This window comes from Pseudomonas brenneri (assembly GCF_007858285.1).
Taxonomy (GTDB): Bacteria; Pseudomonadota; Gammaproteobacteria; order Pseudomonadales; family Pseudomonadaceae; genus Aquipseudomonas; species Aquipseudomonas brenneri.
The window spans coordinates 559990-585516 of record NZ_VFIL01000001.1; the positions used below are offsets into that span (position 1 = coordinate 559990).

26 protein-coding genes and 1 pseudogene are annotated in these 25527 nt (G+C 60.1%); 12 read left to right on the top strand and 15 right to left on the bottom strand.

Going from position 1 to position 25527, the window contains the following annotated elements:
• The first annotated feature begins 103 nt into the window (after positions 1 to 103).
• Together FJD34_RS02395 and FJD34_RS02400 are read left to right on the top strand one after the other, a co-directional pair.
• Entirely contained in the window at positions 104 to 667 is a 564-nt protein-coding gene (locus FJD34_RS02395; RefSeq protein ID WP_090291052.1) for a TetR/AcrR family transcriptional regulator, read from the top strand.
• Positions 668 to 699: 32 nt separating this feature from the next.
• Entirely contained in the window at positions 700 to 1179 is a 480-nt protein-coding gene (locus FJD34_RS02400) for a nuclear transport factor 2 family protein (protein WP_032860495.1), read from the top strand.
• A 105-nt stretch (positions 1180 to 1284) separates the two neighbouring features.
• Here the strand turns inward: FJD34_RS02400 and FJD34_RS02405 are convergent, their stop codons facing one another.
• The 4 genes from FJD34_RS02405 to FJD34_RS02420 all read right to left on the bottom strand — a co-directional run bounded on the left by FJD34_RS02405 (position 1285) and on the right by FJD34_RS02420 (position 5460).
• Positions 1285 to 2442, bottom strand: coding sequence for a PQQ-dependent sugar dehydrogenase (locus tag FJD34_RS02405; protein WP_090291051.1), 1158 nt, complete (start codon positions 2440 to 2442; stop codon positions 1285 to 1287).
• A gap of 19 nt (positions 2443 to 2461) precedes the next feature.
• Entirely contained in the window at positions 2462 to 2779 is a 318-nt protein-coding gene (locus FJD34_RS02410) for a hypothetical protein (protein ID WP_065943233.1), read from the bottom strand.
• Between the two features lie 159 nt (positions 2780 to 2938).
• Positions 2939 to 3838 carry a lipid A hydroxylase LpxO gene (gene lpxO, locus FJD34_RS02415; RefSeq protein ID WP_032860500.1) on the bottom strand — a complete coding sequence of 300 codons (900 nt, stop codon included), beginning with the start codon at positions 3836 to 3838 and terminating at the stop codon, positions 2939 to 2941.
• A gap of 278 nt (positions 3839 to 4116) precedes the next feature.
• Positions 4117 to 5460: a Wzz/FepE/Etk N-terminal domain-containing protein gene (locus tag FJD34_RS02420; protein WP_090291050.1), complete on the bottom strand. Its 1344-nt coding sequence runs from the start codon at positions 5458 to 5460 to the stop codon at positions 4117 to 4119.
• Between the two features lie 395 nt (positions 5461 to 5855).
• Here FJD34_RS02420 and FJD34_RS02425 point away from each other — a divergent pair, with 395 nt between their 5' ends.
• Entirely contained in the window at positions 5856 to 6266 is a 411-nt protein-coding gene (locus tag FJD34_RS02425; protein ID WP_090293136.1) for a TIGR03067 domain-containing protein, read from the top strand.
• A 127-nt stretch (positions 6267 to 6393) separates the two neighbouring features.
• On the opposite strand, the gene FJD34_RS02430 is transcribed toward FJD34_RS02425, so the two are convergent.
• Positions 6394 to 7206, bottom strand: a complete 813-nt coding sequence (locus FJD34_RS02430) for a class I SAM-dependent methyltransferase (RefSeq protein WP_090291049.1) — start codon at positions 7204 to 7206, stop codon at positions 6394 to 6396.
• A gap of 468 nt (positions 7207 to 7674) precedes the next feature.
• Here FJD34_RS02430 and FJD34_RS02435 point away from each other — a divergent pair, with 468 nt between their 5' ends.
• Both FJD34_RS02435 and FJD34_RS02440 read left to right on the top strand, forming a co-directional pair.
• Positions 7675 to 9261: an ABC-F family ATPase gene (locus FJD34_RS02435; protein ID WP_082445592.1), complete on the top strand. Its 1587-nt coding sequence runs from the start codon at positions 7675 to 7677 to the stop codon at positions 9259 to 9261.
• A 167-nt stretch (positions 9262 to 9428) separates the two neighbouring features.
• A complete protein-coding gene (locus FJD34_RS02440) occupies positions 9429 to 10601 on the top strand; it encodes an MFS transporter (RefSeq protein ID WP_090291048.1) in 1173 nt (390 codons plus the stop codon).
• Here the strand turns inward: FJD34_RS02440 and FJD34_RS02445 are convergent.
• Positions 10595 to 11632, bottom strand: a complete 1038-nt coding sequence (locus FJD34_RS02445) for an alpha/beta hydrolase family protein (protein ID WP_032860506.1) — start codon at positions 11630 to 11632, stop codon at positions 10595 to 10597. The genes FJD34_RS02440 and FJD34_RS02445 overlap by 7 nt on opposite strands.
• 202 nt (positions 11633 to 11834) lie before the next feature.
• Positions 11835 to 12446 (bottom strand): FMN-dependent NADH-azoreductase, encoded by a 612-nt coding sequence (locus FJD34_RS02450; protein ID WP_090291047.1) that lies wholly within the window; start codon positions 12444 to 12446, stop codon positions 11835 to 11837.
• 126 nt (positions 12447 to 12572) lie between these two features.
• Between FJD34_RS02450 and FJD34_RS02455 the strand changes: the two genes are divergently transcribed.
• Positions 12573 to 13481 (top strand): LysR substrate-binding domain-containing protein, encoded by a 909-nt coding sequence (locus FJD34_RS02455; RefSeq protein ID WP_090291046.1) that lies wholly within the window; start codon positions 12573 to 12575, stop codon positions 13479 to 13481.
• Between the two features lie 11 nt (positions 13482 to 13492).
• A complete protein-coding gene (locus FJD34_RS02460) occupies positions 13493 to 13843 on the top strand; it encodes an MmcQ/YjbR family DNA-binding protein (protein WP_032860509.1) in 351 nt (116 codons plus the stop codon).
• Between the two features lie 46 nt (positions 13844 to 13889).
• Here FJD34_RS02460 and FJD34_RS02465 read toward each other — a convergent pair whose 3' ends face one another.
• Complete coding sequence (locus FJD34_RS02465) at positions 13890 to 14282, bottom strand: DUF1294 domain-containing protein (RefSeq protein ID WP_050593368.1); 393 nt, start codon at positions 14280 to 14282, stop codon at positions 13890 to 13892.
• Positions 14283 to 14287: 5 nt separating this feature from the next.
• Positions 14288 to 15118 carry an undecaprenyl-diphosphate phosphatase gene (locus FJD34_RS02470; RefSeq protein WP_032860512.1) on the bottom strand — a complete coding sequence of 277 codons (831 nt, stop codon included), beginning with the start codon at positions 15116 to 15118 and terminating at the stop codon, positions 14288 to 14290.
• A 340-nt stretch (positions 15119 to 15458) separates the two neighbouring features.
• Between FJD34_RS02470 and FJD34_RS28780 the strand changes: the two are divergent.
• The 4 genes and pseudogenes from FJD34_RS28780 to FJD34_RS02485 all read left to right on the top strand — a co-directional run.
• Positions 15459 to 16148, top strand: a pseudogene (locus FJD34_RS28780) (cache domain-containing protein); the annotation flags it as partial.
• Positions 16149 to 16268: 120 nt separating this feature from the next.
• Complete coding sequence (locus FJD34_RS28785) at positions 16269 to 17003, top strand: methyl-accepting chemotaxis protein (RefSeq protein ID WP_411736488.1); 735 nt, start codon at positions 16269 to 16271, stop codon at positions 17001 to 17003.
• Between the two features lie 205 nt (positions 17004 to 17208).
• Complete coding sequence (gene pnuC, locus FJD34_RS02480) at positions 17209 to 17772, top strand: nicotinamide riboside transporter PnuC (protein WP_032860515.1); 564 nt, start codon at positions 17209 to 17211, stop codon at positions 17770 to 17772.
• Positions 17769 to 18293, top strand: a complete 525-nt coding sequence (locus FJD34_RS02485; RefSeq protein ID WP_032860517.1) for an AAA family ATPase — start codon at positions 17769 to 17771, stop codon at positions 18291 to 18293. The genes pnuC and FJD34_RS02485 overlap by 4 nt, the downstream gene beginning before the upstream one ends.
• Before the next feature lie 5 nt (positions 18294 to 18298).
• Here FJD34_RS02485 and pvdQ read toward each other — a convergent pair whose 3' ends face one another.
• Positions 18299 to 20587, bottom strand: coding sequence for a bifunctional acylase PvdQ (gene pvdQ, locus FJD34_RS02490; protein WP_090291045.1), 2289 nt, complete (start codon positions 20585 to 20587; stop codon positions 18299 to 18301).
• A 253-nt stretch (positions 20588 to 20840) separates the two neighbouring features.
• Here pvdQ and FJD34_RS02495 point away from each other — a divergent pair, with 253 nt between their 5' ends.
• Positions 20841 to 21221: a hypothetical protein gene (locus FJD34_RS02495; protein ID WP_032860521.1), complete on the top strand. Its 381-nt coding sequence runs from the start codon at positions 20841 to 20843 to the stop codon at positions 21219 to 21221.
• 1 nt (position 21222) lies between these two features.
• On the opposite strand, the gene FJD34_RS02500 is transcribed toward FJD34_RS02495, so the two are convergent.
• The 5 genes from FJD34_RS02500 to FJD34_RS02520 form a co-directional block, all read right to left on the bottom strand.
• Positions 21223 to 21417: a hypothetical protein gene (locus FJD34_RS02500; protein WP_032860524.1), complete on the bottom strand. Its 195-nt coding sequence runs from the start codon at positions 21415 to 21417 to the stop codon at positions 21223 to 21225.
• Positions 21418 to 21611: 194 nt separating this feature from the next.
• Positions 21612 to 22385, bottom strand: a complete 774-nt coding sequence (locus FJD34_RS02505) for an enoyl-CoA hydratase (protein WP_090291044.1) — start codon at positions 22383 to 22385, stop codon at positions 21612 to 21614.
• Between the two features lie 14 nt (positions 22386 to 22399).
• On the bottom strand, positions 22400 to 23527 hold the full coding sequence (locus tag FJD34_RS02510) for an acyl-CoA dehydrogenase (protein ID WP_032860527.1): 1128 nt from the start codon (positions 23525 to 23527) through the stop codon (positions 22400 to 22402).
• Positions 23528 to 23536: 9 nt separating this feature from the next.
• Positions 23537 to 24730, bottom strand: a complete 1194-nt coding sequence (locus FJD34_RS02515) for an acetyl-CoA C-acyltransferase (RefSeq protein ID WP_032860529.1) — start codon at positions 24728 to 24730, stop codon at positions 23537 to 23539.
• Positions 24731 to 24742: 12 nt separating this feature from the next.
• Positions 24743 to 25510: an SDR family NAD(P)-dependent oxidoreductase gene (locus FJD34_RS02520; protein ID WP_032860531.1), complete on the bottom strand. Its 768-nt coding sequence runs from the start codon at positions 25508 to 25510 to the stop codon at positions 24743 to 24745.
• Between the last annotated feature and the right edge of the window lie 17 nt (positions 25511 to 25527).

Below are 25527 nucleotides of genomic sequence, written 5' to 3' on the forward strand. Positions count from 1 at the left end.
GAAGAGCCCGAGAGCTTACACCATGGGGGGTGCCCAGGTCTGCCCACTGGCCACTTAAAATAAATTATTGACCAAGAAGAACGATCGTTCTACTGTTTGCGACATGAACGAAATGACCAGCAGTGAAACCCGCGACATTATCCTGGACGTCATCGAAAAGTTGATCTACCGGCACGGCATCGCGGCCACCGGTATGGATCTGTTGGTGAAAACCGCCGGTGTCTCCAGGAAAAGCATTTACCGCTACTTCGCCAATAAGGACGAACTGGTGATCGCCGCCCTGCAACGTCGCGACGAACGTTGGCTGCAGTGGCTGCGCAGTGAGGTCGAGCAATACGCTGGCAGCGGCGCCCGTTTGCTTGGCGTGTTCAGCGCACTCAAGACCTGGTTCGGCTCCGCCGACTTTCGCGGCTGTGCCTTTATCAACACCAGCGGCGAGACCGGTAACCCGCAAGACCCGGTACGTTTGCTGGCCAGGGCACACAAACAGAAACTGTTCGAATACCTGCTTGAACTGTGTAACGCACATGGCACCCCGACCCCGGAACAACAGGCCGCGCAACTGCTGATCCTGGTCGATGGCGCCATTACCATCGCCTTGATAATGGGCGATGTCACCGCCGCTGATAATGCGCAATGCATGGCGCAATTGTTATTGGCACTTTGAATTAACGACTAACATTCCAAAGGAGCAGTCAAATGACCGCTAATGCACAAGTGCGTCCGCCCTTGCCGCCCTTTACCGAACAATCGGCCATTGAAAAGATCCGCCTCGCCGAAGACGGCTGGAACTCCCGCGACCCGCAGCGCGTGTCACTGGCCTACACCCTGGACACGCAGTGGCGTAACCGCGCCGAATTCGCCCACAGCCGCGAACAAGCCAAGGACTTCCTCACCCGCAAATGGGCCCGGGAGCTGGACTACCGCTTGATCAAGGAATTGTGGGCCTTTACCGGCAACCGCATCGCCGTGCGTTATGCCTATGAATGGCACGACGATTCCGGCAACTGGTTCCGCTCCTACGGCAACGAGAACTGGGAGTTTGACCAGGACGGCCTGATGTCCAACCGGCATGCGTGCATCAATGACATGCCGATCAAGGAAAGCGAACGCAAATTCCATTGGCCGCTGGGACGGCGCCCGGACGAGCATCCAGGGCTGTCCGAGCTGGGGTTGTAGGAGACGGCTTGCCGGCGATGAGGTCAGCAAGAACACCGTGGTGTGTCAGGTAGCCAGCGTGAGCGTTAACGTTCATCGCTGGCAAGCCAGCACCTACAATGGCCGTCAATCCTGCTTCAGCGCGACCTGATACAACACACCATCAGCCTCATCCGTCAGCACATACAGGAAACCATCCGGGCCTTGGCGCACATCGCGGATGCGTGCCTTTAACTCACCCAGCAGGCGTTCTTCGTGTACTACCTTGTCGCCATCGATCTGCAAGCGGATCAACTCCTGGCTGGCCAACGCGCCGATGAACAGGTTGTGCTGCCAGGCCTTGAAGCGGTCGGCGTCGTAGAACGCCATGCCGCTGATGGCCGGTGACTTTTCCCACACATGGTGGGGGCCGACGGTGCCTTCGGCCGTCTTGCCTTGGGCCTCGGGAATCGGCAGCAAGGAATAGTTGATGCCGTGGGTCGCCAGTGGCCAGCCGTAGTTCTTGCCACACTCGATGATGTTGATTTCATCGCCGCCGCGCGGGCCATGTTCATTTTCCCAAAGTGTGCCGGTCCAGGGGTTCAGCGCTGCGCCCTGGGGGTTGCGCTGGCCATAGGACCAGATCTCCGGCCGGGCCCCTGGCTGACCGACAAATGGGTTGTCATCCGGCACCCGGCCATCCGGGTAGATACGCACGACCTTGCCTTGCAGTTTGTCCAGATCCTGGGCCGTGGGGCGGTCATTGTTCTCGCCCAGGGTCACAAACAGGTAGCCATCCCGGTCAAACACCAGGCGCGAACCGAAGTGATTGCTGGTCGACAGCTTGGGCTCCTGGCGCAGGATCACCTGGAAGTCCTTCAAGCCGCTCAAGTCCTCACTCAGGCGCCCGCGTCCTACCGCGGTGCCGGCCGTACCGTCCTTGCCGCCACCTTCGGCGTAGGACAAGTAGACCATCCGGTCTTGCTTGAAATCAGGCGACAGCACCACATCCAGTAAACCGCCCTGCCCCTTGGCCCACACTTGCGGCACACCACTGAGCGGCGCAGACAATTTGCCGTCAGCACTCACAAAGCGCAGCGCACCAGGGCGCTCGGTGACCAGGAAGCCCTGCTTGTCCGGCAAAAACGCCACTGCCCATGGATGGTCCAGGCCACTGACAATCGGGGTCGCGGTGATGCTGCCTTGTTCGCTGGGGAACTGCCGGGTATCGGCGGCAAACGCGGGAAACGCCGTTGCCAGGGCACTGGCACAGCAGGTCGCTAAAAAGGCTTGGCGTAGAAACATACCGTGGAATTCCTTTCGTTCAGGGCCGGCGATTGCCATTGGCATCTCGGGTCGGGGCTGAAGGTTGGGTGGCAGGACGGGCGGGAGTAGCATCACGCTGCGGATAGCGATTGCCGATGCCACCGTTTTCCAGGGTCGGCGGCCGAGGCACTGGCGCGGTATAGGTGCCGCGAGTGGCAGGCGTATTGGGTTGTGTGCCCTGCATGCTGTTGGGATTGGCCCGTTTGATCGGGCTGTTGTATGGATTGTTGTTGCCGGGCAGGTTCTGCGCCTGCGCCCCACCACTCAAGGCAAGGCCCAGGAACAGCACCAAAAGGCTACGCGAGCGACTGTTCATGACAAAGTTTCTCTGGGGCGAGGAATACCTGCATTCGATACCACGCTACGCGCTGGGTTCGGCTTTGGTAACCAAATAGTTTCCAGGCAGGTGTAACACGGCTTTTCCAACACCCCTGATGCAGCCCAGCTCCGTACTCGCCCTTGAAAGGACTGAACCTCAGATCAACACGAAAATCACTGCCAGGCCGGCGAAGATCGCCCACTTTTCCAGGTAGTAACGGGTGCGGTTACGCTTTTTCAGTTCCTTGCCCCGCAGGCGGATCTTGTACAGGCGGGTAAAGGCACGGTTCAGTCCACCGGTCTTGTCCCCGGCATCATTGGGCGAGCCGGCGGCTGCCATGACGTTGCGGCTGAACCAGCGATTGAACGCTGCCGCCCAGCGATACTTCATCGGCCGTTCAATATCGCAGAACAAAATGATGCGGTTCTGCGCCGTGGTGTTTTCGGCGTAGTGGATGTACGTCTCATCGAACATCACCGCCTCGCCGTCGCGCCAGTAATAGTTCTCACCGTCCACATTGATGTAGCAGCCCGGATCGTTGGGTGTATCCAACCCCAGGTGGTAGCGATAGGAGCCGGCATAGGGGTCACGATGGCGGACCAGCTTGGAGCCTGGCGGCAGTTCGGCAAACATTGCGGCCTTGATCGAACCGATACTCTGCACCAGCTCGGTGGTGCGCGGGCACAGCTTCATGGCCGACGGATGACTGTCGCCGTACCACTTGAGGTAGAAACGCTTCCAGCCCGATTTGAAAAACGAGTTGAAGCCCACATCGTTGTATTGGTCTGAACGCTTGATCTCCCCGGCCCGCATCAGGTTCTGGCCTTCCTCGCGGATCTCCTGCCAATGCGCCTGCAGTGGGCTCAGGTCGGGAAAGTCGCTGGGCGAAAGGTACGGGCGGGCAGGCAACTTGGAGAACAGGTAGAGGAAGCAATTGACCGGTGCGAGAAAGGTCGAGTGGTCGCTTAATTGACGGCCCAGCTTATGTCGCACCCGGCCACGCAGGTGTACATACGCAATGGAGACAACGTAGAGAGCAACAATGATGAGTTTCACGGGAATTCGTCACATGTCAGAAGAGTACAGGCTGCTCCTCCAGGCCGGGCCAGGGAGGGAAAATGCAGCACCTGAAATCACAAGTCATTAACTGGCCCACGAGTGTCTTGGAGACCATTCGCATAGTGGCCAATGGCAGTTAATTTAGCCACAGAATGTAACCAAAAGTTAACTAAGAATTGTGAAAAGGTGTCTTCCAACTGTGTAGCCGCGCCACCTCGAAAGTGCGGTGGCGGGTATGCCGGGCTGCGATTCAGCCCGGGACAGAGCGGTATGACTCAGCCCAATGACGGGTCATCCTTGCGTTCACGCCGGGTAAAACGGTCATCTTCCAGGGCGGAATATGCGACTGTCTTGCGGTGCGTCAGGACCAGATGACGAGCCAGCGCAATGAATATCCCCAGCAACAAACCACCCACCAGGCTCAACGCAACCACCAGGGCTTTCTTCGGTTTGACCGGGCTCAGTGGCTCTTGGGCACGCCGGTCAATCGTCACCAGTTTCAAGGCGCTCATGTCGATATTCAGGCCACGCAGGCGCGCCACTTCAGCACGCAAGGGCTCGACATCCTGCAGGAAAATATCTTCATTGCCCCGCCGCTTCATGACTTCGACCTGGCGATTGACCTCCAGCAACTGCAGTTCCTTGCCGATTTCCGCGATACGGCTGTTGGTGAAGTCATCACTGGTACGCTGCTGCAGGGCCGTGCGCTCGGCCTCAAGAGCCTCAGTACCGAGAAAGTACAAGGGGATCTGCTGGTTGTTGACCTCGGTGCGCATCACCTGGCTGGAACCGCTGCGCCCTGCATCGGCCATGGACGAAGGTGTAGTCGGGTTCTTGATGCCCATGGATTTGGCAATCGAGATGGCTTCGCTCAACTCGGCCAGGCGATTGGAGCGTTGCATTTTCATCTGCAGGCGCAGGGCACTGAGTTCATCTTCAAGCTGCGCGCGCTTGAGCTTGTCGCCCTCCAGCAGCTTGGCGATTTTTGACTCCTTGTCGGTGTCGTAATTGGCGCGCGCCGCATCAATCTTGCCTTTGAGCTCGGTGAGGCGGTTGTTGACGATCACCTTGAGATCGGCGCCCACCTGCTCGCGCTCTGCGGCAATGGCATAGTCGACAAAACCGTTGAGTATCGCGACGCCATCCATGTCCGAGGGATATTGCAGTTCGAGGCGAATATAGCTGCTCAGGGAGTCCGCTTTCTTCGCGTCAGGCAAGATCAGCTTGATCGAATTGCGGTTGAACGCTTCGAAATTCTGCTCAAGGCTGCGCCCCGGTTCCTGAAACGCCTGGAACAATGTCGGGTTGGCCTTGAAGAAGCTCAGTCGCGCGTCGTACGAATCCAGTTGTGCGCCCACTTTGGCCAGCGCGTCCGCCGGCGGCAGCTTGTAGACCTCGGAACGATTGAGCGCATCCAACTCATTGATAGCTGCCGGCCGCAGCACGCTGCTGACCTGATACTCGCGGGGCGCAAACAGCGCATAACCCACACCCAAGACACCTGCAAAAAGCGTACAGCCGATTACCAGTTTTTTTTGCCGCCAGATCGAGTGGAACAGGTCAAATAAATCAATTTCATCAGACACCACGGAAGCTTGCACCTGGGGAGTTCTATTCAAAATGGGGACACCCTTCAAAAAGTGGACGCGGACGGCCCACTACACAACAGATCTGAATAACCAACTGAAAATGCAGGGACAACGCCCTGAGCCAGGCTGATACGACACGAGGCAACTGCTATCTGACCATGCAGCCACTGAAAAAATCCCTACACCCTGAAGATTGTTTTCCTTGCAGCGAGATCAATGTCAGACATGGAATTATCAGCGTAGACGACATATCGACCTACATCGTTCTTACGATATGTCAAAATTGTTTCTGATGACGGGAAAAGTTCCATAACTACATATTTTTGAGACATTTCTCGCGAAATTGGTTAATTGATTATTTTAAAAATTAGTTTTGACTGAGAATGAGTCCGACCTGTATGCCCGATCAACCAAAGGACCTTTTCATGTCATCGACCTTATGTGACTCCACGGCGAGCCCTTGCGAAGTGGACAAACAGGCCCTGCAAGGTACCTGGGAGCAAATCGCCCTCGAAGACAGCGGCATCGCCAACCCGCCGGACGAACACAGTGCGCCTGGTGCGCTAACCACGATTGACGGTAATCAATTCTGGGTCACGACCCTGGACGGCAAGGTATTACTCAAGGGGCGTTTTACCCTTGACGCCACCACCACGCCCAAAAGCATCACCTGGATAGACGCCATAGGGGCCGACGCCGGCAAACAACTGCCCGCGAGCTACACACTGGATAATGACCAGTTTGTTTTTATTGCGGCGGATGAAGGCATGCCACGACCGGTTCGTTTTAGTACGACACCCGGGCAGACAATGCGCACGTTCGTGCGCAGGGTTTGAGAGGATCAGGCTGCATGCGTTTTTGCGACAAGGTTTTCACAAACTCTTCACGTTTAGCGCGGTAGGTTAAACCCAACTCCTCTGATGAATCCCTCGGCCCGCCGCCCCAGCGGGCCTTTTTTTGCCTTCAGGCCGAGCGCTTGATGGCTGTCAGCGTGTAGCACATCGGCAACTGCGCCGACTGGTTCTCGTATTGATCGTAGAGCTCTTCGCGATTGGAGTGCGGGTACTCCTGCAAATGGCTGATCTGCAACCCTGCCGCGATGGCCGCGCTGACAATCTCCCCAAGGGTGTATACAAACCAGTAAGACGCCGCGACTGCACTATTGCTCGCCCCCTCGTAGACAATTGCCTCGTGCTGCACAAAAGGCTCGCGGCGAAAATACGAGGTGACCGGTAGCATTGGATTGGCCGCTTCGGGGTCGAACACCTCCAGGAACGGATGGGTCTCGTAGATCACCAGCGTGCCCCCTTCTTTCAGGGTGCTGGCAACATGGCGCATGAACAGCGCGATATCCGGCATCCAGTTCAGTACGCCGATGGTGATCAGGGCGAGGTCAAACCGCCCTTGCAGGCGCTCGGGCAAATGATGAATATCGGCTTCGATAAACTCAGGCGAATGAGGTGACCGGCTGGCCAACTGCGCCGCCTGTGCCAGAAACGCACCGGACTGATCGACCCCGACCACGCTATTGGCGCCAAGGCCATACAGTGAGAGGCTCTCACGACCGTTATTGCATCCCAGTTGCACCGCATCCCGGCCCTTGACACCGACCTGTAGTAACAAAGCGGTCAGCGTGGGATCCAGGCAGCTGAAGCCAGGCTCGCCAACAGCAGCCAGCAGGCTTTGCCAGTGATCGGTAGCTTTATGCAGTTCGGCGGATTCGTTCCAGGCCGCCTTGTTACTGGCGATAGCCTGTTGAGCAGACAGCGTGTCCATTGCGTCTCCAAACCATTGAACGTGCGCGACAGGATGGCAATGAGCGCCGTCAGAAAACAGAAGGTAGTTCGCCCCGCACCGATAGCCTCGCCATCCTTGAACCGGTAAAGAGCCATCACTGCAGGGCGAACGCTGAAAACTTAATCCACAGCCATTGGATGTTCAACTGTTATCAACCGTGTATCGGACAATCAATACAATTTCGATACAACTCGATGAATTTTGTAGAATTTATCGCCAAAACAGACAATCCAAGCACTCGTCGCCGACCGACACGCCTGCCTGTCATATAACTCGCGCTTCACATATGCGACAATGCGCGCCAAATTCCAACATGCACCCCATATTTTCTGCTCGGCGACTGGGCTTCACGCCTTGATGTCGCTGTTGACGCATGCCCGTTGGCCCGGGCTCCGAATGGGTCCCGGCCCAAATAAGCGCACTCCAAGCTATTGATAGGTAAAGTAATTGATCTCCACAGCTAACATCACCATGCAGTTCGGCGCCAAGCCACTGTTTGAGAACGTCTCGGTCAAGTTCGGCGCCGGTAACCGTTATGGTTTGATCGGTGCCAACGGTTGCGGCAAGTCGACCTTCATGAAAATCCTCGGTGGCGACCTCGATCCGTCCGGCGGCCAGGTCATGCTGGAGCCGAACGTGCGCCTGGGCAAGCTGCGCCAGGATCAGTTCGCCTACGAAGAATTCAACGTGATCGACACCGTGATCATGGGTCACGAAGAGCTGTGGAAGGTCAAGGCCGAGCGCGATCGCATCTACTCGCTGCCAGAAATGAGTGAAGAAGACGGCATGGCCGTGGCCGAGCTGGAAACCGAGTTCGCTGAAATGGACGGCTACACCGCCGAATCCCGTGCCGGCGAATTGCTGCTGGGCCTGGGTATCGGCATCGAGCAGCACTTTGGCCCGATGAGCGAAGTATCTCCAGGCTGGAAGCTGCGCGTATTGCTGGCCCAGGCGCTGTTCTCGGATCCGGAAGTGTTGCTGCTCGACGAACCGACCAACCACCTGGACATCAACACCATCCGCTGGCTGGAAAACGTCCTGACCCAGCGTAACAGCCTGATGATCATCATCTCTCACGACCGTCACTTCCTGAACAGCGTGTGCACGCACATGGCTGACCTGGACTACGGCGAGTTGCGCCTGTTCCCAGGCAACTATGACGAGTATATGACCGTGGCGACCCAGTCCCGCGAGCAGTTGCTGTCGGACAACGCCAAGAAGAAGGCGCAGATCTCCGAACTGCAATCGTTCGTCAGCCGCTTCTCGGCCAACGCCTCGAAAGCCAAGCAGGCCACTTCCCGCGCCAAGGCCATCGACAAGATCCAACTGGCCGAGGTCAAGCCTTCGAGCCGTGTGAGCCCGTTCATCCGCTTCGAACAGACCAAGAAGCTGCACCGCCAGGCGGTCATCGTCGAGCGCATGGCCAAAGGCTTTGACGGCAAGACGCTGTTCAAGGACTTCAGCTTCCAGGTTGAAGCCGGCGAGCGCGTGGCGATCATCGGCCCGAACGGTATCGGCAAGACCACCCTGCTGCGCACCCTGGTCAACGAACTGACCCCGGACGCCGGTAGCGTGAAATGGACCGACGCGGCCGAGCTGGGCTACTACGCCCAGGACCACGCTCACGACTTCGAAGACGACGTCACGCTGTTCGACTGGATGGGCCAGTGGGCCCAGGGCGAACAAGTGATCCGTGGCACCCTGGGGCGCATGCTGTTCTCCAACGACGAGATCCTCAAGTCGGTCAAGGTCATCTCCGGTGGCGAACAAGGCCGCATGCTGTTCGGCAAGCTGATCCTGCAAAAGCCCAACGTGCTGGTCATGGACGAACCGACCAACCACTTGGACATGGAATCCATCGAAGCGCTGAACCTGGCGCTGGAGAACTACCCGGGCACGCTGATCTTCGTCAGCCACGACCGTGAGTTCGTATCGTCCCTGGCCACCCGCATCATCGAGCTGAGCCCAAGCGGCGTGATCGACTTCAGCGGCACCTATGACGACTACCTGCGTAGCCAGGGTGTGGTGTTTTAAGGGCTGCCAATAGCGGTTAGCCACATGCAGCAAGTAAAAGCCCCGCCAGCAGTGACGGGGCTTTTTACATTGACGGAAATTACGCTGCTGATAGATCGTTAGCCTGCTTCCTTTTCTCCCCAGCCCTTGCCATGATGCGTTCACCGCCCTGCCGCGAATGAGCCTCCATGCCTGCCGCTCCCAGCTCCCTGTCGATCACCCTGCAGATCGTCTCCATCGTCTTCTATACCTTTATTGCGTTCATCTGCATCGGCCTGCCGATTGCGGTGATTCCCGGCTACGTCCACGAACAGTTGGACTTTAGCGCCGTCGTGGCAGGTGTGACGATCGGTTCGCAGTACCTGGCCACCCTCCTCAGCCGCCCCATGGCCGGGCGCATGTCGGACAACGTCGGCACCAAGCGTGCGATCGTGCTCGGCTTGAGCGGCATCCTGCTCAGCGGTGTCTTGACCTTTTTCGCCACTCTGCTGCAAAGCCTGCCCAGCCTGAGCCTGGGGGTTCTGATTGTCGGCCGCGTACTGCTCGGTGTGGCCCAGGGCCTGATCGGCGTGGGTACCATCAGTTGGTGCATGGGCCAGGTCGGCGCCGAACACACCGCTCGCTCCATTTCGTGGAACGGTATTGCGTCCTATGGCGCCATCGCCATTGGCGCACCGCTGGGCGTGGTGATGGTTGCGCAATACGGCTACAACAGTCTCGGTATCGCCCTGGCGCTGTTGGCTGCGCTGGGCCTGGTGCTGATTCGCAAAAAGCCCTCGGTGCCGGTGGTGCGCGGCGAGCGCCTGCCGTTCTGGGCGGTGTTCGGGCGAATTGCGCCGTTTGGCGCCAGCCTGTGCCTGGCCTCCATTGGCTATGGCACTTTGACCACCTTCATTACCTTGTTCTACCTCAGTCGCGGCTGGATCGGCGCCGCCTGGTGCCTGACGGTGTTTGGCATCTGCTTTATCCTGTCGCGCCTGCTGTTTATCTCCAGCATCAACCGCTTCGGCGGCTTTCGCGCAGCGATTGCCTGCATGACCCTGGAAACCATCGGCCTGGTCCTGCTGTGGCTCGCACCGTCTCCTGGCATCGCCCTGATCGGCGCCGGCCTCACCGGCTTTGGCCTGTCCCTGGTGTATCCGGCATTGGGCGTCGAAGCCATCAAGCAGGTGCCCAACAGCAGCCGGGGCGCCGGGCTGAGTGCCTATGCGGTGTTTTTTGATCTGGCGCTGGCGATTGCCGGGCCATTGATGGGCGCGGTGGCGCTGAATCTGGGTTATTCATGGATCTTCTTCTGCGCGGCCCTACTGTCCGTCACGGGCCTGGGCCTGAGCTTGCTGTTGATGCGCCGGGCCTACTGATCGGCGGTCTGCATGCCGGCCCGCGAGTGCTGGCCGAGGGTGCGACTGAAAAAACGCCCGGCCTCGGAAATCAGGTCGCGGTGAATACCCTCACGGTCCACCCCGTCGGCATCCGTACACAGCGCCGGCATCAGCGCCAGTTGCTCGTCATCGCACGGAGCCATGAAGATAAAGTGCCCAGCCCCAGCCAACAGTTTAAAGTCCGGTGGCTGCGGCAGTTTGCGCGCCAGGGCGGCAGCGTTTTTATCCACGGCCACTAGCTTGTCGCCATCACCGCTGTAGAGCAGCACCGGGACATGCACGTCGCCCAAGGTGTGCCGACCAAACATCAGACTCAGCGGTGCCATCAGCATCAACGCATGGATCCGTGGATCGGACTGGGGTTGCAGGTCATCGCGGTCGACCACCAGCTCACCCTTGGTCGTACAGGCATCATGGTCTTCGGGACGCTCCTGGCAATAACGGCGCAAACGCTCGAAGTCCGGCTTGGCCCCGGCCAGGATCAACGCCGTTTCCCCGCCCGCCGAATAGCCAATCACCCCCACCTGGTCCTCATTGACGAATGGCGACAGCATCGGGTCGCCAAGGGTGGCGGTAATCGCTGTGGAAATCTGGATCGGCCGCCCATACAGATTGCTCAAGGTACCCAGGCGGCTGTGGTCTTTGTAGTTGTCGCCCGGATGCAGCACCGCCACCACCACAAAACCCTTGCGCGCCAGCGACGTCGCCAGGTCATGCAAGGCCAGGGGCGTGCCGGTATTGCCGTGGGACAGCATCAACAGCGGAAAGCGGCCAATGGCGACCTTGGCGTCCTCCGTGGCGGCAACACGATACGCCCCCACCTGACTGATATGTTCCTGGCCTGTGGATGGGTAAAAGGCGATGGCTTTCATCGGCTGCAAATCCAGCGGGTCGAGAAAGCTCATCCGGTGATAGCCCACACTCCAATGAGGGTGCGGCGCCACCGCAGCCTGCACCGAAACGAGGCCGCCGAGCAGGGAAACCAGCAAGACTGCACAAAGACGCATCATGGGGGATGTCCACCTGTGCTGCGTGAAGCCTGGGAGTCGGCTCAGGCCCGGGCGGTATGGCTCTGCACTGCATAACCTGCGCCAGATTCGCCCGTTCAAAACAGAAAACTCCGTATTCCGCTGGCTTTCAGGCCATCAGAATACAGAGTTTAGGCGTCTCGAATCAGATTGATAGCGAGCCGCGGTGAAATTTACAGCGTACTTACGCAGCGATGAACAGCTGCTCGCTGATCAGGGCGTTGGCATCGTTCAGCGCCTTGCTGCGCACTTCGTCACCGTAGGCCAGGCCATGGGCGCGCACGAACTCGACATCGGTGATACCGAGGAAACCCAGCAACACTTTCAAGTAGTCTTCGTGCGCCACACCGGTAGGTTGGCCAGCGTGCAGGCCGCCGGCGGTGGAGACCACGATGACTTTTTTGTTGCCGCACAGGCCTTCAGGGCCGGCTTCGGTGTAGCGGAACGTCTGGCCGGCGACGGCAATGCGGTCGATCCAGGCTTTGAGCTGGGTTGGGATGGTGAAGTTGTACATCGGCGCTGCGATGACCACCGCGTCAGCCGCCAGGAACTCAGCCAGGGTCGAGGCGCTCAGGTCGGCTTCGTGCTTCTGCACCGCATCACGCAGCTCGGCAGCGGTGCCCAGGGCGCCCAGGGTAATCCCGGAAAAGTGGTTGATCCCTTCGCTGGCCAAGTCGCGGTAGGTCACGTCCACACCCGGCTCGGCTGCCTGCCAGGCCTTGACCACTTCGCGGCTCAACTGACGGGACACCGAGTTGTCGCCCAAGATGCTGGAATCGATATGCAAGAGTTTCATGTGGGATCTCCAAGTGAGGACCGCCACCGGGCGATCTGATGGAGAGAATCCTACAGATCAATCCAATAGCCGATTAGCCGGTTAAAATGCGATAGTTCGTCCCACTGACAGGACAATAGGCTCAACATGCAAGACCTCAATGACCTCTACTATTTCGCCAAGGTGGTGGAAGCCGGCGGCTTCGCGGCGGCAGGCCGACTGCTGGGGATCCCCAAGTCACGGCTGTCGCGGCGTATTGCCGAACTGGAAGAACGCCTCGGCGCCCGCTTGTTGCAGCGCACCACCCGGCAATTGACCCTGACCGCCGTCGGCGAACGCTACCTGGGGCATTGCCAGGCGATGCTGCTGGAAGCGGAAATGGCCGACGAAGCCGTGGCCAACATGTCCAGCGAGCCCCGGGGCCGCCTGCGGGTCAGTTGCCCGGTGGGCCTGGCCCACGAAATTTTACCGACCGTCGTAGCGCAATTCCTGGCGGCGCACCCGTTGGTGCAACTTGAAATGATGCTGGTCAATCGCCGCGTCGACCTGGTGGCCGAAGGTGTAGACGTGGCCCTGCGTGTACGCGAACTGGGGGATGAAGATCCGCTGCTGGTGACCCGCCGCCTGCGCCAGGCCCAGACGGCCATGGTCGCCAGCCCCGAGTTTGTGCGTGAGCACCCGGTCAACTCCCCGGCCGACCTCAAGCAACTGCCCGTGCTCGGCGCACTGGAAGCCGACCGCATGGTCCACCTGCGCATGCTCGACCCAGCAGGCAATGCCACCGACCTGGTGCTGGAGGCACGCCTGGGCATCGACGACTTCCTGGTGCGCAAGGCCAGCGCCCTCGCCGGCCTGGGCTTTACCGTGCTGCCGATGATGTATTGCGAGCAAGAACTGGAAAGTGGCCAGTTGGTGCAACTGCTGCCTGAATGGTCATTGCCCGGTGGCTGGCTGCAAGCGGTGTACCCGCACCGGCGCGGCGTATCGCCAGCGATCCGTGCCTGGATCGACTTCCTGGCCCATGCCTTCAGCAATTGTGGAGATCGACAGCTATGAGCACACGGATCATGACCGAAGCCGACGTCGTCCAGTTCTGCCTGGGTTTGCCCGGCGCACGGGAAGATTACAAGTGGGGCGGCGTACGGGTGTTCTCGATTGCCGGCAACAAGATGTTCGCCTTGCAGAACCTGCGGGGCGATTCCCTGGCGTTCAAGGTCGACAAGGAACTGTTCCTCGGCCACGTGGACCGCCCGGGAATCCACCCTGCGCCGTACCTGGCGCGGGCGCAGTGGATCATCATGCAAGCGCCCTACCCGCTGGGCGGCGAGGAGCTACGTGGTTTGTTGCAACGCTCCCACCAGTTGGTGGTGAGCAAACTCCCCAAGCGCACGCAGATTGGGCTGAGGCTGGAAGAATAAGGTTCCCTGTAGGAGCTGGCTTGCCAACTCCTACAGGGTTGGCTATCTAGAAGACGGACAGCAGCGTGCCGCCAAGAAACAACTGATCGATCCAGAACACCTGGTGCAGCAATACAATCAGCCAGAACACCACCTGATACGACACCTTGCGCGTCTTGTGGCGAAACACCTGCTGGGCGATCAACGCACCCGGCCAGCCACCGGCCAGTTCCATGGCATGCAGGATCTTCTCCGGGGTGCGCCAACTGTCGCTCTGGGCCTTGCGCTTGTCGCTCCAGTACAGGCAAAACGTCACCACGCTGACCAGGCCATAGGCCGCCAGCGGGATCAGCGACACCCCGCGATACGCCAGCAGTGCCGCGCCAAACAGCGGCACGGCACACAACAGCACAAACACCAGGGCCTTGGATCGCAGATGCTGGATTGTGTTGCGGGGCATGTTCATCAAGCCTTGGCCGCCGCCCAGTCAATCCAGCCGAACTGCCAGGTGGCCAGGATCAGCAGACCGAATGCAATCCGATACCAGGCAAACACCGCGTAGCTGTGGCTGGCGATGAACTTGAGCAAACCGCGCACCGCAATCATCGCGAAAATGAACGAGACCACGAAGCCGACGGCAAACACCGGCAGGTCCGCAGGCTGGAACAGTTCACGGTACTTGTAGCCCGAATACACTGCCGCACCGACCATGGTCGGCATCGCCAGGAAGAATGAGAATTCGGTGGCCGTCTTGCGCGACAGGCCGAACAACAGGCCGCCAATAATGGTTGCGCCGGAACGCGACGTACCCGGAATCATCGCCAGGCACTGGGCAAAGCCCACCTTCAAGGCGTCTTTCCAGGTGATGTCATCCACCGTTTCAGCATGGATTTGATGCTCGCGGCGCTCGGCCCACAACATGATCACCCCGCCGATCACCAGCGCGGTGGCCACGGTGATCGGGTTGAACAGGTATTCATGGATCAGGTCGGCGAAAATCACCCCCAACACCACCGCCGGCATGAACGCGATCAGCAGGTTGATGGTGAAGCGCTGCGCATTGCGCTGGGTCGGCAGGCCGATTACCACGTCGAGAATCTTGCGTCGGAACTCCCAGACCACCGCCAGGATCGCACCCAGTTGAATGATGATGTTGAACGCCATGGCGCGTTCGCCACCGAAGTCGAGCAAGTCGGCGACGATGATCTGGTGCCCGGTACTGGAGATCGGCAAGAACTCCGTCAGCCCTTCGACAATGCCAAGTATCAGTGCCTGAAAGGCGGTCCAAAGATCCATTATTCCCCCAAAAGGCCATGCGACGGCATGCCTCGTTGATATTTTCTAGGTGTTCACTAACGATGAGCACGCTGCAAGGCCGCGCGCAGGATCAAGGCTGAACTGCAGAATTTGTGTGAAAAATCAGGCAGGACTCAGGTTTTTTGATTCCGGGCCGAAAGCCTATCAGACAAGCCCGAATTGCGCTTCGCGTTATCACTGGCCGATCAATGCAGCACTGACAATTATAAGAACGCGGAGTGACATGACTATGAATAGTTTGCGCAATATGTCGATCAGCCGGCGCCTCTGGATGATCCTGATAGTCGCCGTGTTGATGTTGCTGACCCTGGGTTTGCTGATGCTCAAGCAGATCCACGACGATCTCTACCAGGCCAAGAGCCAGCAGACCCAGCATGTGGTGCAGACCGCCAGCGGGATTCTGAATTTTTATCACGGCCTCGAAACCACCGGCGTACTGACCCGCGAAGCCGCGCAGAAGCAAGCCCTGAGTGTGGTACGCGGCCTGCGCTACGACCAGGACGACTACTTCTGGATCAATGACCTGACGCCGGTAATGATCATGCACCCGGCCAACCCCAAGCTCGACGGCCAGAACCTCTCGGCCATTCGCGATCCGGACGGTTTTGCGGTGTTCAACGAATTTGTCACCCTGGCCAAGGCCAAGGGCGCCGGCATGGTCGACTACCGCTGGCCGAAACCCGGCGCGGATGCACCGGTGGCCAAGACCTCCTATATCCAGTTGTTCGAACCCTGGGGCTGGATCATTGGCTCCGGCGTCTACGTGGATGATGTGCAGGCGCAGTTCCGTGGCCAGGTGTGGCAAGCCTCCCTCGTCGGCCTGGGCATTGCACTGATCATGGCCCTGCTGGTGGTGCTGATTGCCCGCAGCATCGTGCGCCCACTGCAGGAAGCGGTACACGCCATGGCCAATATCGCCAGCGGCGAAAGCGACCTGACCCGCAGCCTCGACACCCACGGCCAGGACGAAGTCACCCAACTGTCCCGGCACTTCAATACGTTCACCGCCAAACTGCGCCAGGTGGTCAGCCAGTTGCAGGTCTGCGCCAATGCCCTGGGCCAGTCGTCCGCCGAACTGGGCAGCAACGCCAGCCAGGCCCATGACCGCAGCCAGCAGCAGTCCCAGCAGATGGAGTTGGTGGCCACCGCGATCAATGAGGTGACCTACGGCGTGCAGGACGTGGCCAAGAATGCCGAACACGCCGCCAGCGAAATGCGCGACGCCCAGACCCAGGCCGAACAGGGCCAAGTGAATATCGACGGCAGCCTGCAACAGATCGATGCACTGTCCGGCACCATCAGCCAGGCCGTGGATGTCATCCGTACCTTGTCCACCGAAAGCACACAGATTGGCGGCGTACTGGAGGTGATTCGCTCGATTGCCGACCAGACCAACCTGCTGGCCCTCAACGCCGCCATCGAGGCGGCCCGCGCCGGCGAACAGGGCCGCGGCTTTGCCGTGGTGGCCGACGAAGTACGCCTGCTGGCCCAGCGCACGCAGAAATCCACCGCCGAGATCCAGAGCATGATCGAACGCCTGCAAGGGCATTCCGAAGCCGCGGTCAAGGTCATCAGCGACAGTCACCAGGCTTCGCAACTGACCATCGAACAAGCCGGCCAGGCGGGCGCCAGCCTGACCGCCATTGGCCAGGCCCTGCGCAACCTCAACGGCCTCAACGCCTCGATTGCCAGCGCGACCCTGCAACAAGCCCATGTGGTGGAAGACATCAACCAGAACGTGACCCAGGCGGCCGGCCTGTCCCACAGCACCGCGCTGGCGGCACAGCAATCGAGCGTGGCCAGTGTGCATTTGAAGGACTTGAGCGAAGAGCTCAACAGCCTGCTGCGCCAATTCAAGGTCTAGATGCGGGCAAGCCCTGTAGGAGCGAGCTTGCTCGCGAAGAACTTGAAAGCGCCGCGTTTACCCAGAGAATACGCGTTATTGTTGACGTCCTTCGCGAGCAAGCTCGCTCCTACACAATGTCGCCAAAGCCGCCGCAGCCACAACAGGATTTTACCCGGGAGGTTGGGTACAATCGCCCTCCTCTTCGACTCTTCCAAGGAATCCCATGTCCGGGCTTGAACTGTTTGCCGCCGCGCTGGGGGTGATTGCCGTCTGGCTGACAGTCAAACAGAACCCATGGTGCTGGCCAATCGGCCTGGTCATGGTGCTGCTGTACACCTGGGTGTTCTTCGAAGTGAAGCTGTATTCCGACATGCTGCTGCAAGTGGTCTATGCCGGCCTGCAAGTCTACGGCTGGTGGCAATGGACGCGCGCGGGTGAAGTTCGGCAAGGGCGGCAGGTCACCAGCCTCGGCACCCCATCGATCCTCCTGAGCCTGGCCATTGGCGCAACCGGCAGCCTGTTGCTGGGCGCCGCCATGGCGCATTGGACCGATGCCGCACAACCCTGGCTGGATGCTGCGCTGACCGGTTTCAGCCTGGTGGCGCAAATGTGGATGGCGCAAAAACGCGTGCAATGCTGGGCGCTGTGGATCGTGGTCGATGTGATTTTTGTCGGCCTGTTTGTCTACAAAGGGCTGTACCTGACAGCGGCACTCTACGCCTTGTTCACCGTGATAGCCGTGCAGGGCTGGCGGGAATGGCGTGCTGACCCGGCGCTGCGCACATGAAGGTGCTGGTGATGGCCGGCCCCGAGTCCAGCGGCAAAAGCTGGTTGGCCGAGCAATTACAGGCGCATTTCGGTGCGGTGCTGGTGGGGGAATACGTGCGGTATTTCATCGACCACTACCAGCGTGATACCACCCTGGCAGACATCCCCGAAATCGCCCGAGGCCAATTGGCCTGGGAGGATGCGGGCCGTGCCCAAGCGCCAGAACTGTTGATCCTCGATACCAACCTGCTGACCAACAAGCTATGGAGCCTGACGCTGTTTGGTGATGCCCCCGCGTGGCTCGACGACGCGCTGCTGGCACGCCATTACGACCTGCATCTGCTGCTGTCGCCCGAAGGCATTGGCTGGACCGCCGATGGTCAGCGCTGCCAGCCGAACCTGGCTGACCGCCAAGCGTTCTTCCAGGCCAGCCGCGACTGGCTGGAGCAGCATCACCAGCCGTACCGGGTGCTGGGTGGGGATTGGCAAGCGCGGCATGACCAGGCCTTCGCAGCGGTGACGCAACTGCTCGCCGAATAAATCCCCTACTCGCGGATCACCTGCCGTTGATACTGCGGATCAGCCTTGATCTGTTGTTCAGTAAACGGCAATGGGCTGAGTTTTTTCTCGGAGAAGGCCTGGGTCTGGTCCTTGAAATACGGCGACGCCGGGTCGCTGGACAGTGAGAACGCCAATACCCCTTCAGCCTTCGGCCCGTTGTCGTCAAAGGTGACGATCTGCAAGTAACTGCTGCCGCTGACCACCTCACGCTTGCCATCTGCCCTGGGCACGCTTTGCATCGCGTTGTAGATCCCCAGTTCCTGCGGCCCACCATGCATCGGGGTGTTACCCGACACCTGGATATCGCCCCAACGAGTGCCTGCCTTCAACCCCAGCTCGGTCACCTGTACGACTGACGCCAGCATCGCTTCACGCAACGCCTTGGCCACCTCCGGCCGCTCGATGGCGAGCCCCCGTGGCGTGGTTTGCGCGCTGCGCGGGTCAAACGCGACACGCCATACATCCGGCACTTGCTGCATCTGCTCCAGTACGTGGATGAAATGCACCAGGCCCGGGCCGCTGTCGAGATTGGCCTTCTGGTCCCAGTCCTTGAGATGGGTACACAGGGTGTTCAAGGATGCATCCGTCTGTTGTGCGCAGAACTTGAGCAAGTCCGGCATCACCTGATCGGCCAGATACACCTGGTTGTCCAGCACCATGTGCTGCAGGTCAGCGCTACTGATCGGCTGCTTGTCCAGGTCCTGCAAACGCTGCAAGGCAAAACGCGCACGCGCGCCCAGGGCAATCTGATCCTGGCTGATGACCGGCGAGTAACCGGTCAACGGCGCCTTGGGGTTGGCCATCCAGGCCGAATCGTTGGAGTGCTGCACATAGTCCTTGCGCTCCAGTTGCGGCAGTTGGTCCGCCGGAAAAATCCCCGGCTGCGCCGCACGCGGGTCAATGTCCCAGGCGCAGGCACTGTGGGCACCGTCGAGCACGATCAGTTGCAGGCCGGCACGCGGGTCACTGCATTGCTGCAGTTTTTTCGCACTGACGTTGGGCACCACCGACAGGTTCATATACAGGCTCTGCCCCTGGTCGTCCGCCGCCAGGGTGTTGACCCACGGAATGCCTTGCAGGGTGTGCACCGAGGCCTGCAAGTCCTTGAGGCTGCGGGCCTGGTTCATCGCGTACCACTGGTGCAGCACACGGTCGTTGCCCAGGTTGGCATCGCGCAGGCTGAAAGCGTATTGCCCGTTCCAGTCAAGCTTGCCTGGCCATTGCACCACCGGCCCGAACTGCGAACTGTAGACCGTTTGAGTGTGAGGCTTAGCGTCCTTGACCTGCACCGTTACCTGGGTTTTCTGCATGGGGATCGACTTGCCATCGAGCAGGTACCGGGTCGGGTCTTTCGGGTCCAGGGTCAAGCGGTACAAGGTGAAGTGCTTGGACGTATCGACCGTATGCGTCCAGGCCACATGCTGGTTGAAACCAATGTTGACCACCGGCAGGCCCGGCAAGGCGGCGCCCATCACGTCCAACTGGCCAGGAATGGTCAGGTGCATCTGATAAAAGCGCATGCCGCCAATCCACGGGAAATGCGGGTTGGCCAATAACATGCCGCGCCCGTTGAACGAACGTTCACCGCCCACCGCCACGGCGTTACTGCCGCGATCCAGGGTGAAGCGTTGCTGATTCAACGTGGCGACCTCAAACGCCCGCGCACGACCCTGCACCGCCACGCCAGGCTGGGGCGGCGTCGCCCCTGCCAACGCCTCGGCGAATTGCCCCACACCGCCTTCCACCAACAGCCGTCGGGTCAACTTCACCAGGTCTGCGGTATTGATCGGCCGCACCCAGGCGCCTTGACACTGCATCGGCCGCCCCGTTGCCCCGCGCTCCTGAAGATAACGGTTGTACCCCGCCACATACCCCTCAAGACGCTGCTGTACCTGCGGGGTCTGCGCCTTCCAGAAAGCCGCCACAGCCTGGGGGGTGTTGAGCCAGGTAAAAAACACATCGCTGGTCAGGTTGTTACGCTCTTCCAGGGTCGCCTGCTCGGCGCCGAAATAGCGGGCACGCTGACCATTGACCGTCACCACTTCGTTGGCCAGCAGGCACAGGTTGTCCTGCGCATAGGCATAGCCGATGCCATACCCCAGGCCACGCTCATCGCTGGCACGGATATGCGGGATACCAAAAGCAGTGCGGCGGATATCAGCGCTCATCGCACCCGCCTGCACTTCGCTCACCTGGCGAGCCGTCGCACACAGGCTCACCCCCAGCAACACACCCGCCACGCACACCCTGGACAACCCGTTGGAAATAATCACGCAGCCCCCATCATCAAGCCAAATTAAACGCCCAAGGCGAAGCCGGCCTGCCAGCGCCAACCCACCGATAGAGACGTAAAAAATCGAGGAAATTTAGTCTGCGTGCCGATTATTTCCAGGCACCAGGAATGTGACAGCGCTGTTACTGACAAAATTTATACACATTGGACTTCATGATTTGCGCCGCTCATACGTCTTATTACTTAGAGAGCACCATCATTTTCCTGATCAGGCTCTGATAAGGAGTTTTTGCATGTACAACCCGCAACTGCCCACGGACGGACATTCTATGGCCCACGACGCCGCTTTTGGCCCGGGTAACCAAGCCTTCGCCAAGGCACCCGAGCATCAAGGCAACCAACGCATCCGGCATTTGCTCAAGTGTTTTGGGTTGCGTACCAGCCTGATCCGGCTGAAGGTGATCGACGCCCTGCTCACCGCCGCCGACAACGGCCGCACGCTGGGTGTACGGGGTGTGCACAGCCATTTGCTGGAGCTGGGCATCCCGTTATCGTTCTTGAGTGTGCGCGAGGTGCTCAAGCGCCTGTGCAGCGAGGGTGTGATCACCCTCAACAACGACAAAAGCTACAGCCTCCATGAAGAGGCCGCCAAGGTACTGGCCGCCGGCGCCTGACTCAACGGCCAGGCTTGACCTTGCGGCGCATGATGCCGTTGATCACGACCACGATTACCGCCACGGCAATGGCGATGTATTGGAACGTCTTCTCACTGATGGCGCCAGTGTTCTGCAAATAGGACAGGCCAAACATCGTGCCGAGGACGACCAGCGAAATCAGAATCGAGTAAATCAAGCGTTGCTTCTGGGTCATGACGGGTTCCTGAAACCTGAAAATTGGGGCTCATGTTACAGGCGATGAAACGCTTTGGCACCCGCGCACATGCCCTTGTAGGCGCGAGCTTGCTCACGAAGAACGTCAGAACACCGCGTTTTATCAGGCAGTACGCGTTATCGTTGACGTTTTTCGCGAGCAAGCTCGCTCCTACAAAGGGCAAGATCGGCAGGTTATTTGTCTTTGAATTCGGGCGCGCGCTTGGCGACGAATGCTGCCATGCCTTCCTTCTGATCCTGGGTGGCAAAGGCCGCGTGGAACACCCGGCGTTCAAAGCGCACACCTTCCGACAGGCTGACCTCGAAGGCGCGGTTCACGCTTTCCTTGACCATCATGCTGATCGGCACCGATTTACTGGCGATCAGCGCAGCGACCTTCAGCGCCTCTTCCAGCAGTTCGTCCGACGGCACGATCCGCGCCACGATGCCACAACGCTCGGCCTCCACCGCATCGATAAAGCGCCCGGTCAGGCACATTTCCATGGCCTTGGCCTTGCCTACCGCGCGGGTCAAGCGCTGGGTGCCGCCCATGCCCGGCAGCACGCCGAGGTTGACTTCCGGCTGGCCAAACTTGGCGTTGTCACCGGCCAGGATAAAATCGCACATCAAGGCCAGCTCGCAACCGCCGCCCAGGGCAAAGCCGTTGACTGCGGCAATGATCGGCTTGCGTCGGTTAGCCACGCGATCACTGTCGCTGAACAGGTCGTCGAGGTAGATCTGCGGGTAGGTCAGCTCGGCCATTTCCTTGATATCGGCACCGGCGGCAAAGGCTTTTTTCGAACCGGTCAACACAATGCAGCCAATCTCGGGGTTGGCTTCCAGGCTGTCCAGGGCCTGGTTCACTTCACTGACCAGTTGCGCGTTCAAGGCGTTCAGTGCCTCGGGGCGATTGAGGGTAATCAGCCCGACACGGCCTTGAACGTCGAGCAAAATGGTTTGGTAACTCATCGATCCGTTCCTCTTCAAAGATTGCGCGAAATGACCATGCGCTGAATATCACTGGTGCCTTCATAAATCTGGCAGACCCGCACATCACGGTAGATCCGCTCCAGCGGGAAGTCGCTCAGGTAACCGTATCCGCCCAGGGTTTGCAAGGCGGCAGAACAGACTTTCTCGGCCATTTCCGAGGCGAACAGCTTGGCCATGGACGCCTCCACCAGCGCGGGCCGACCACTGTCGCGCAGGGCCGCGGCGTAATGCACCATCTGCCGGGCCACGGCGATCTGGGTGGCCATGTCTGCCAGGCGAAACGCCACGGCCTGATGCTCGATCAGGGCCTTGCCAAAACTCTCACGCTCACGCGCGTAGTCACGAGCGGCTTCAAACGCCGCGCGGGCCATGCCCACCGATTGCGAGGCAATGCCTACGCGGCCGCCCTCCAGATTGGCCAGGGCAATCCGGTACCCCTCGCCCTCTTCGCCCAGGCGGTTGGCCACTGGCACCTTCACATCCTCAAACAGGATCTGGCAGGTATCGGATGCATGTTGGCCAAGCTTGTCCTCGACCCGCGCCACCGTGTAGCCAGGCGAGTCGGTCGGCACGATAAACGCGCTGATCCCGCGCTTGCCGGCCGCCGGGTCCGTCACGGCAAACACAATCACCACCCCGGCGTTCTGCCCGGACGTGATGAACTGCTTGCAGCCATTGAGCACGTAGTGATCGCCCTCAAGGCGGGCCCGGGTTTTCAGGCTGCTGGCGTCAGACCCGGCCTGGGGCTCGGTCAGGGCGAATGCACCGAGCATTGCGCCGCTGGCCAGGGGCTTGAGGAACTGCTCTTTCTGCTGGTCATTGCCGAACTTGAGGATCGGTACGCAACCGACCGAGTTGTGCACGCTCATGATGGTCGAGCACGCGCCATCCCCCGCTGCGACTTCTTCCAGGGCCATGGCATAGGCCAGGTAACCGGTGTCGCAACCGCCCCACTGTTCCGGCACGAGCATGCCGAAAAAGCCCAGCTCGGCCATTTCAGCAATGGCCTCCTTGGGAAAACGGTGCTCGCGGTCCCACTCGGCAGCGAACGGTTTCAGTCGTTCCTGGGCAAATTGCCGGGCCGCGTCGCTGATTTGCAGTTGTTCGTCATTGGGCAACATATCAATTCCTTAATCCAGGCACTCGACAGCCATGGCCGTAGCTTCGCCGCCACCGATGCAGATTGCCGCGACACCGCGCTTGAGGCCTTTCTGGCGCAGGGCCGAGAGCAGGGTCACAAGGATGCGTGCGCCCGATGCGCCAATCGGATGCCCCAGGGCGCAAGCGCCACCGTGAACGTTGACCTTGTCGTGGGGGATTTGCAGCTTGCTCATGGTGACCAGGCTGACCACGGCAAAGGCTTCGTTGATTTCAAACAGGTCGACATCGCCCAGGCTCCAGCCGGTCTTGCTCAACAATTTACGGATCGCCCCCACCGGCGCCACCGGAAACAGCCCAGGCTCATCGGCAAACGCGGCGTGACCATGGATCACCGCCAACGGCTTGAGCCCACGCTGCTGTGCTTCACTCTGGCGCATCATGAGCAAGGCTGCCGCGCCATCGGAGATCGAACTGGAGTTGGCCGCCGTCACCGTACCGCCTTCGCGAAACGCTGGTTTGAGAGTGGCGATCTTGTCCAGCCTGGCCTTGGGCGGCTGCTCGTCGTCAGTGATGGTTTTTTGTTCCTTGCCCACGGTGACCTGCACCGGGACGATCTCGGCGCTGAAGCTGCCAGCCTTGATCGCCTGTTGCGCACGGGTCAGCGAGGCAATGGCAAATGCGTCCTGGGCTTCACGGGTGAAGCCATTGGCCTCGGCGCAATCTTCGGCAAAAGTGCCCATCAGGCGACCCTTGTCATAGGCGTCTTCGAGGCCGTCGAGGAACATATGGTCGAGAACCCGGCCATGGCCCATGCGGTAGCCACTGCGCGCACGGTCCAGCAGATACGGCGCGTTGGACATGCTCTCCATGCCGCCGGCGATCACCACTTGCACGCTGCCGGCCAGCAGCGAGTCATGGGCAAGAATCGCCGCTTCCATGCCTGACCCGCACATCTTGTTGAGGGTGGTGCAGCGCGTCGACTTATCCAGCCCGGCGCCCAGTGCAGCCTGGCGGGCCGGGGCCTGACCGAGGCCTGCGGGCAGTACGCAACCAAACAGCACTTCATCCACTGCGTCAGTGGCGATACCGGCGCGCTCGACAGCGGCGCGAATCGCAGCGGCGCCCAGTTGCGGCGCGGTCAGGCCCTTGAGGTCGCCCTGAAAGCCGCCCATGGGGGTGCGCACGGCGCTGACGATAACAATCGGATCGTGGAGCTGAGTCATGACAAATCCTCCTTACTTGGCCGCCATGCGCAAGGCACCGTCGAGACGGATCACCTCGCCATTGAGCATGCTGTTTTCAATGATATGCCGTGCCAGTGCAGCGTATTCGGCCGGTTTGCCCAGGCGTGGCGGGAACGGTACGCCGGCCGCCAGCGAGTCGCGGACCTCTGGGGTCATGCCAGCCATCATCGGCGTTTCAAAAATGCCCGGGGCAATCGTCATCACCCGAATGCCGAAGCGCGCCAACTCCCGCGCGGCAGGCAGGGTCAGGCTGGCAATCGCCCCCTTGGACGCCGCGTAGGCCGCCTGGCCGATCTGGCCGTCGAAGGCCGCCACCGAAGCGGTGTTGATGATCACGCCGCGCTCACCCTCAGCATTGGCCTCGGACTCAGCGATGGCTGCCGCAGCCAGGCGCAGCAGGTTGAAACTGCCGATCAGGTTGACGTTGATCACCTGGGCAAAACTGGCCAGGGCATGCGGCCCGTTCTTGCCGAGGATTTTCTCGCCACGTACCACGCCTGCGCAGTTGACCAACCCATGCAGACCGCCAAACGCCGCAACGGTCGCTTGCACGGCCGCTTCGGCGGCGGCTTCCTGGCTGATATCTGCCACCACGCTGCGCGCCTGCGCGCCCAGTTTTGTGGCCTGGGCCGCCACGGCCTCGGCATTCAGGTCCACCAGCATCACCCTGGCGCCAGCGGCCACGAGCATTTCGGCAGTCGCCGCGCCGAGGCCCGACGCGCCGCCGCTGACCATAAATACCTTGTTTTCAATCTGCATCATTGTTTCCTTAAAGA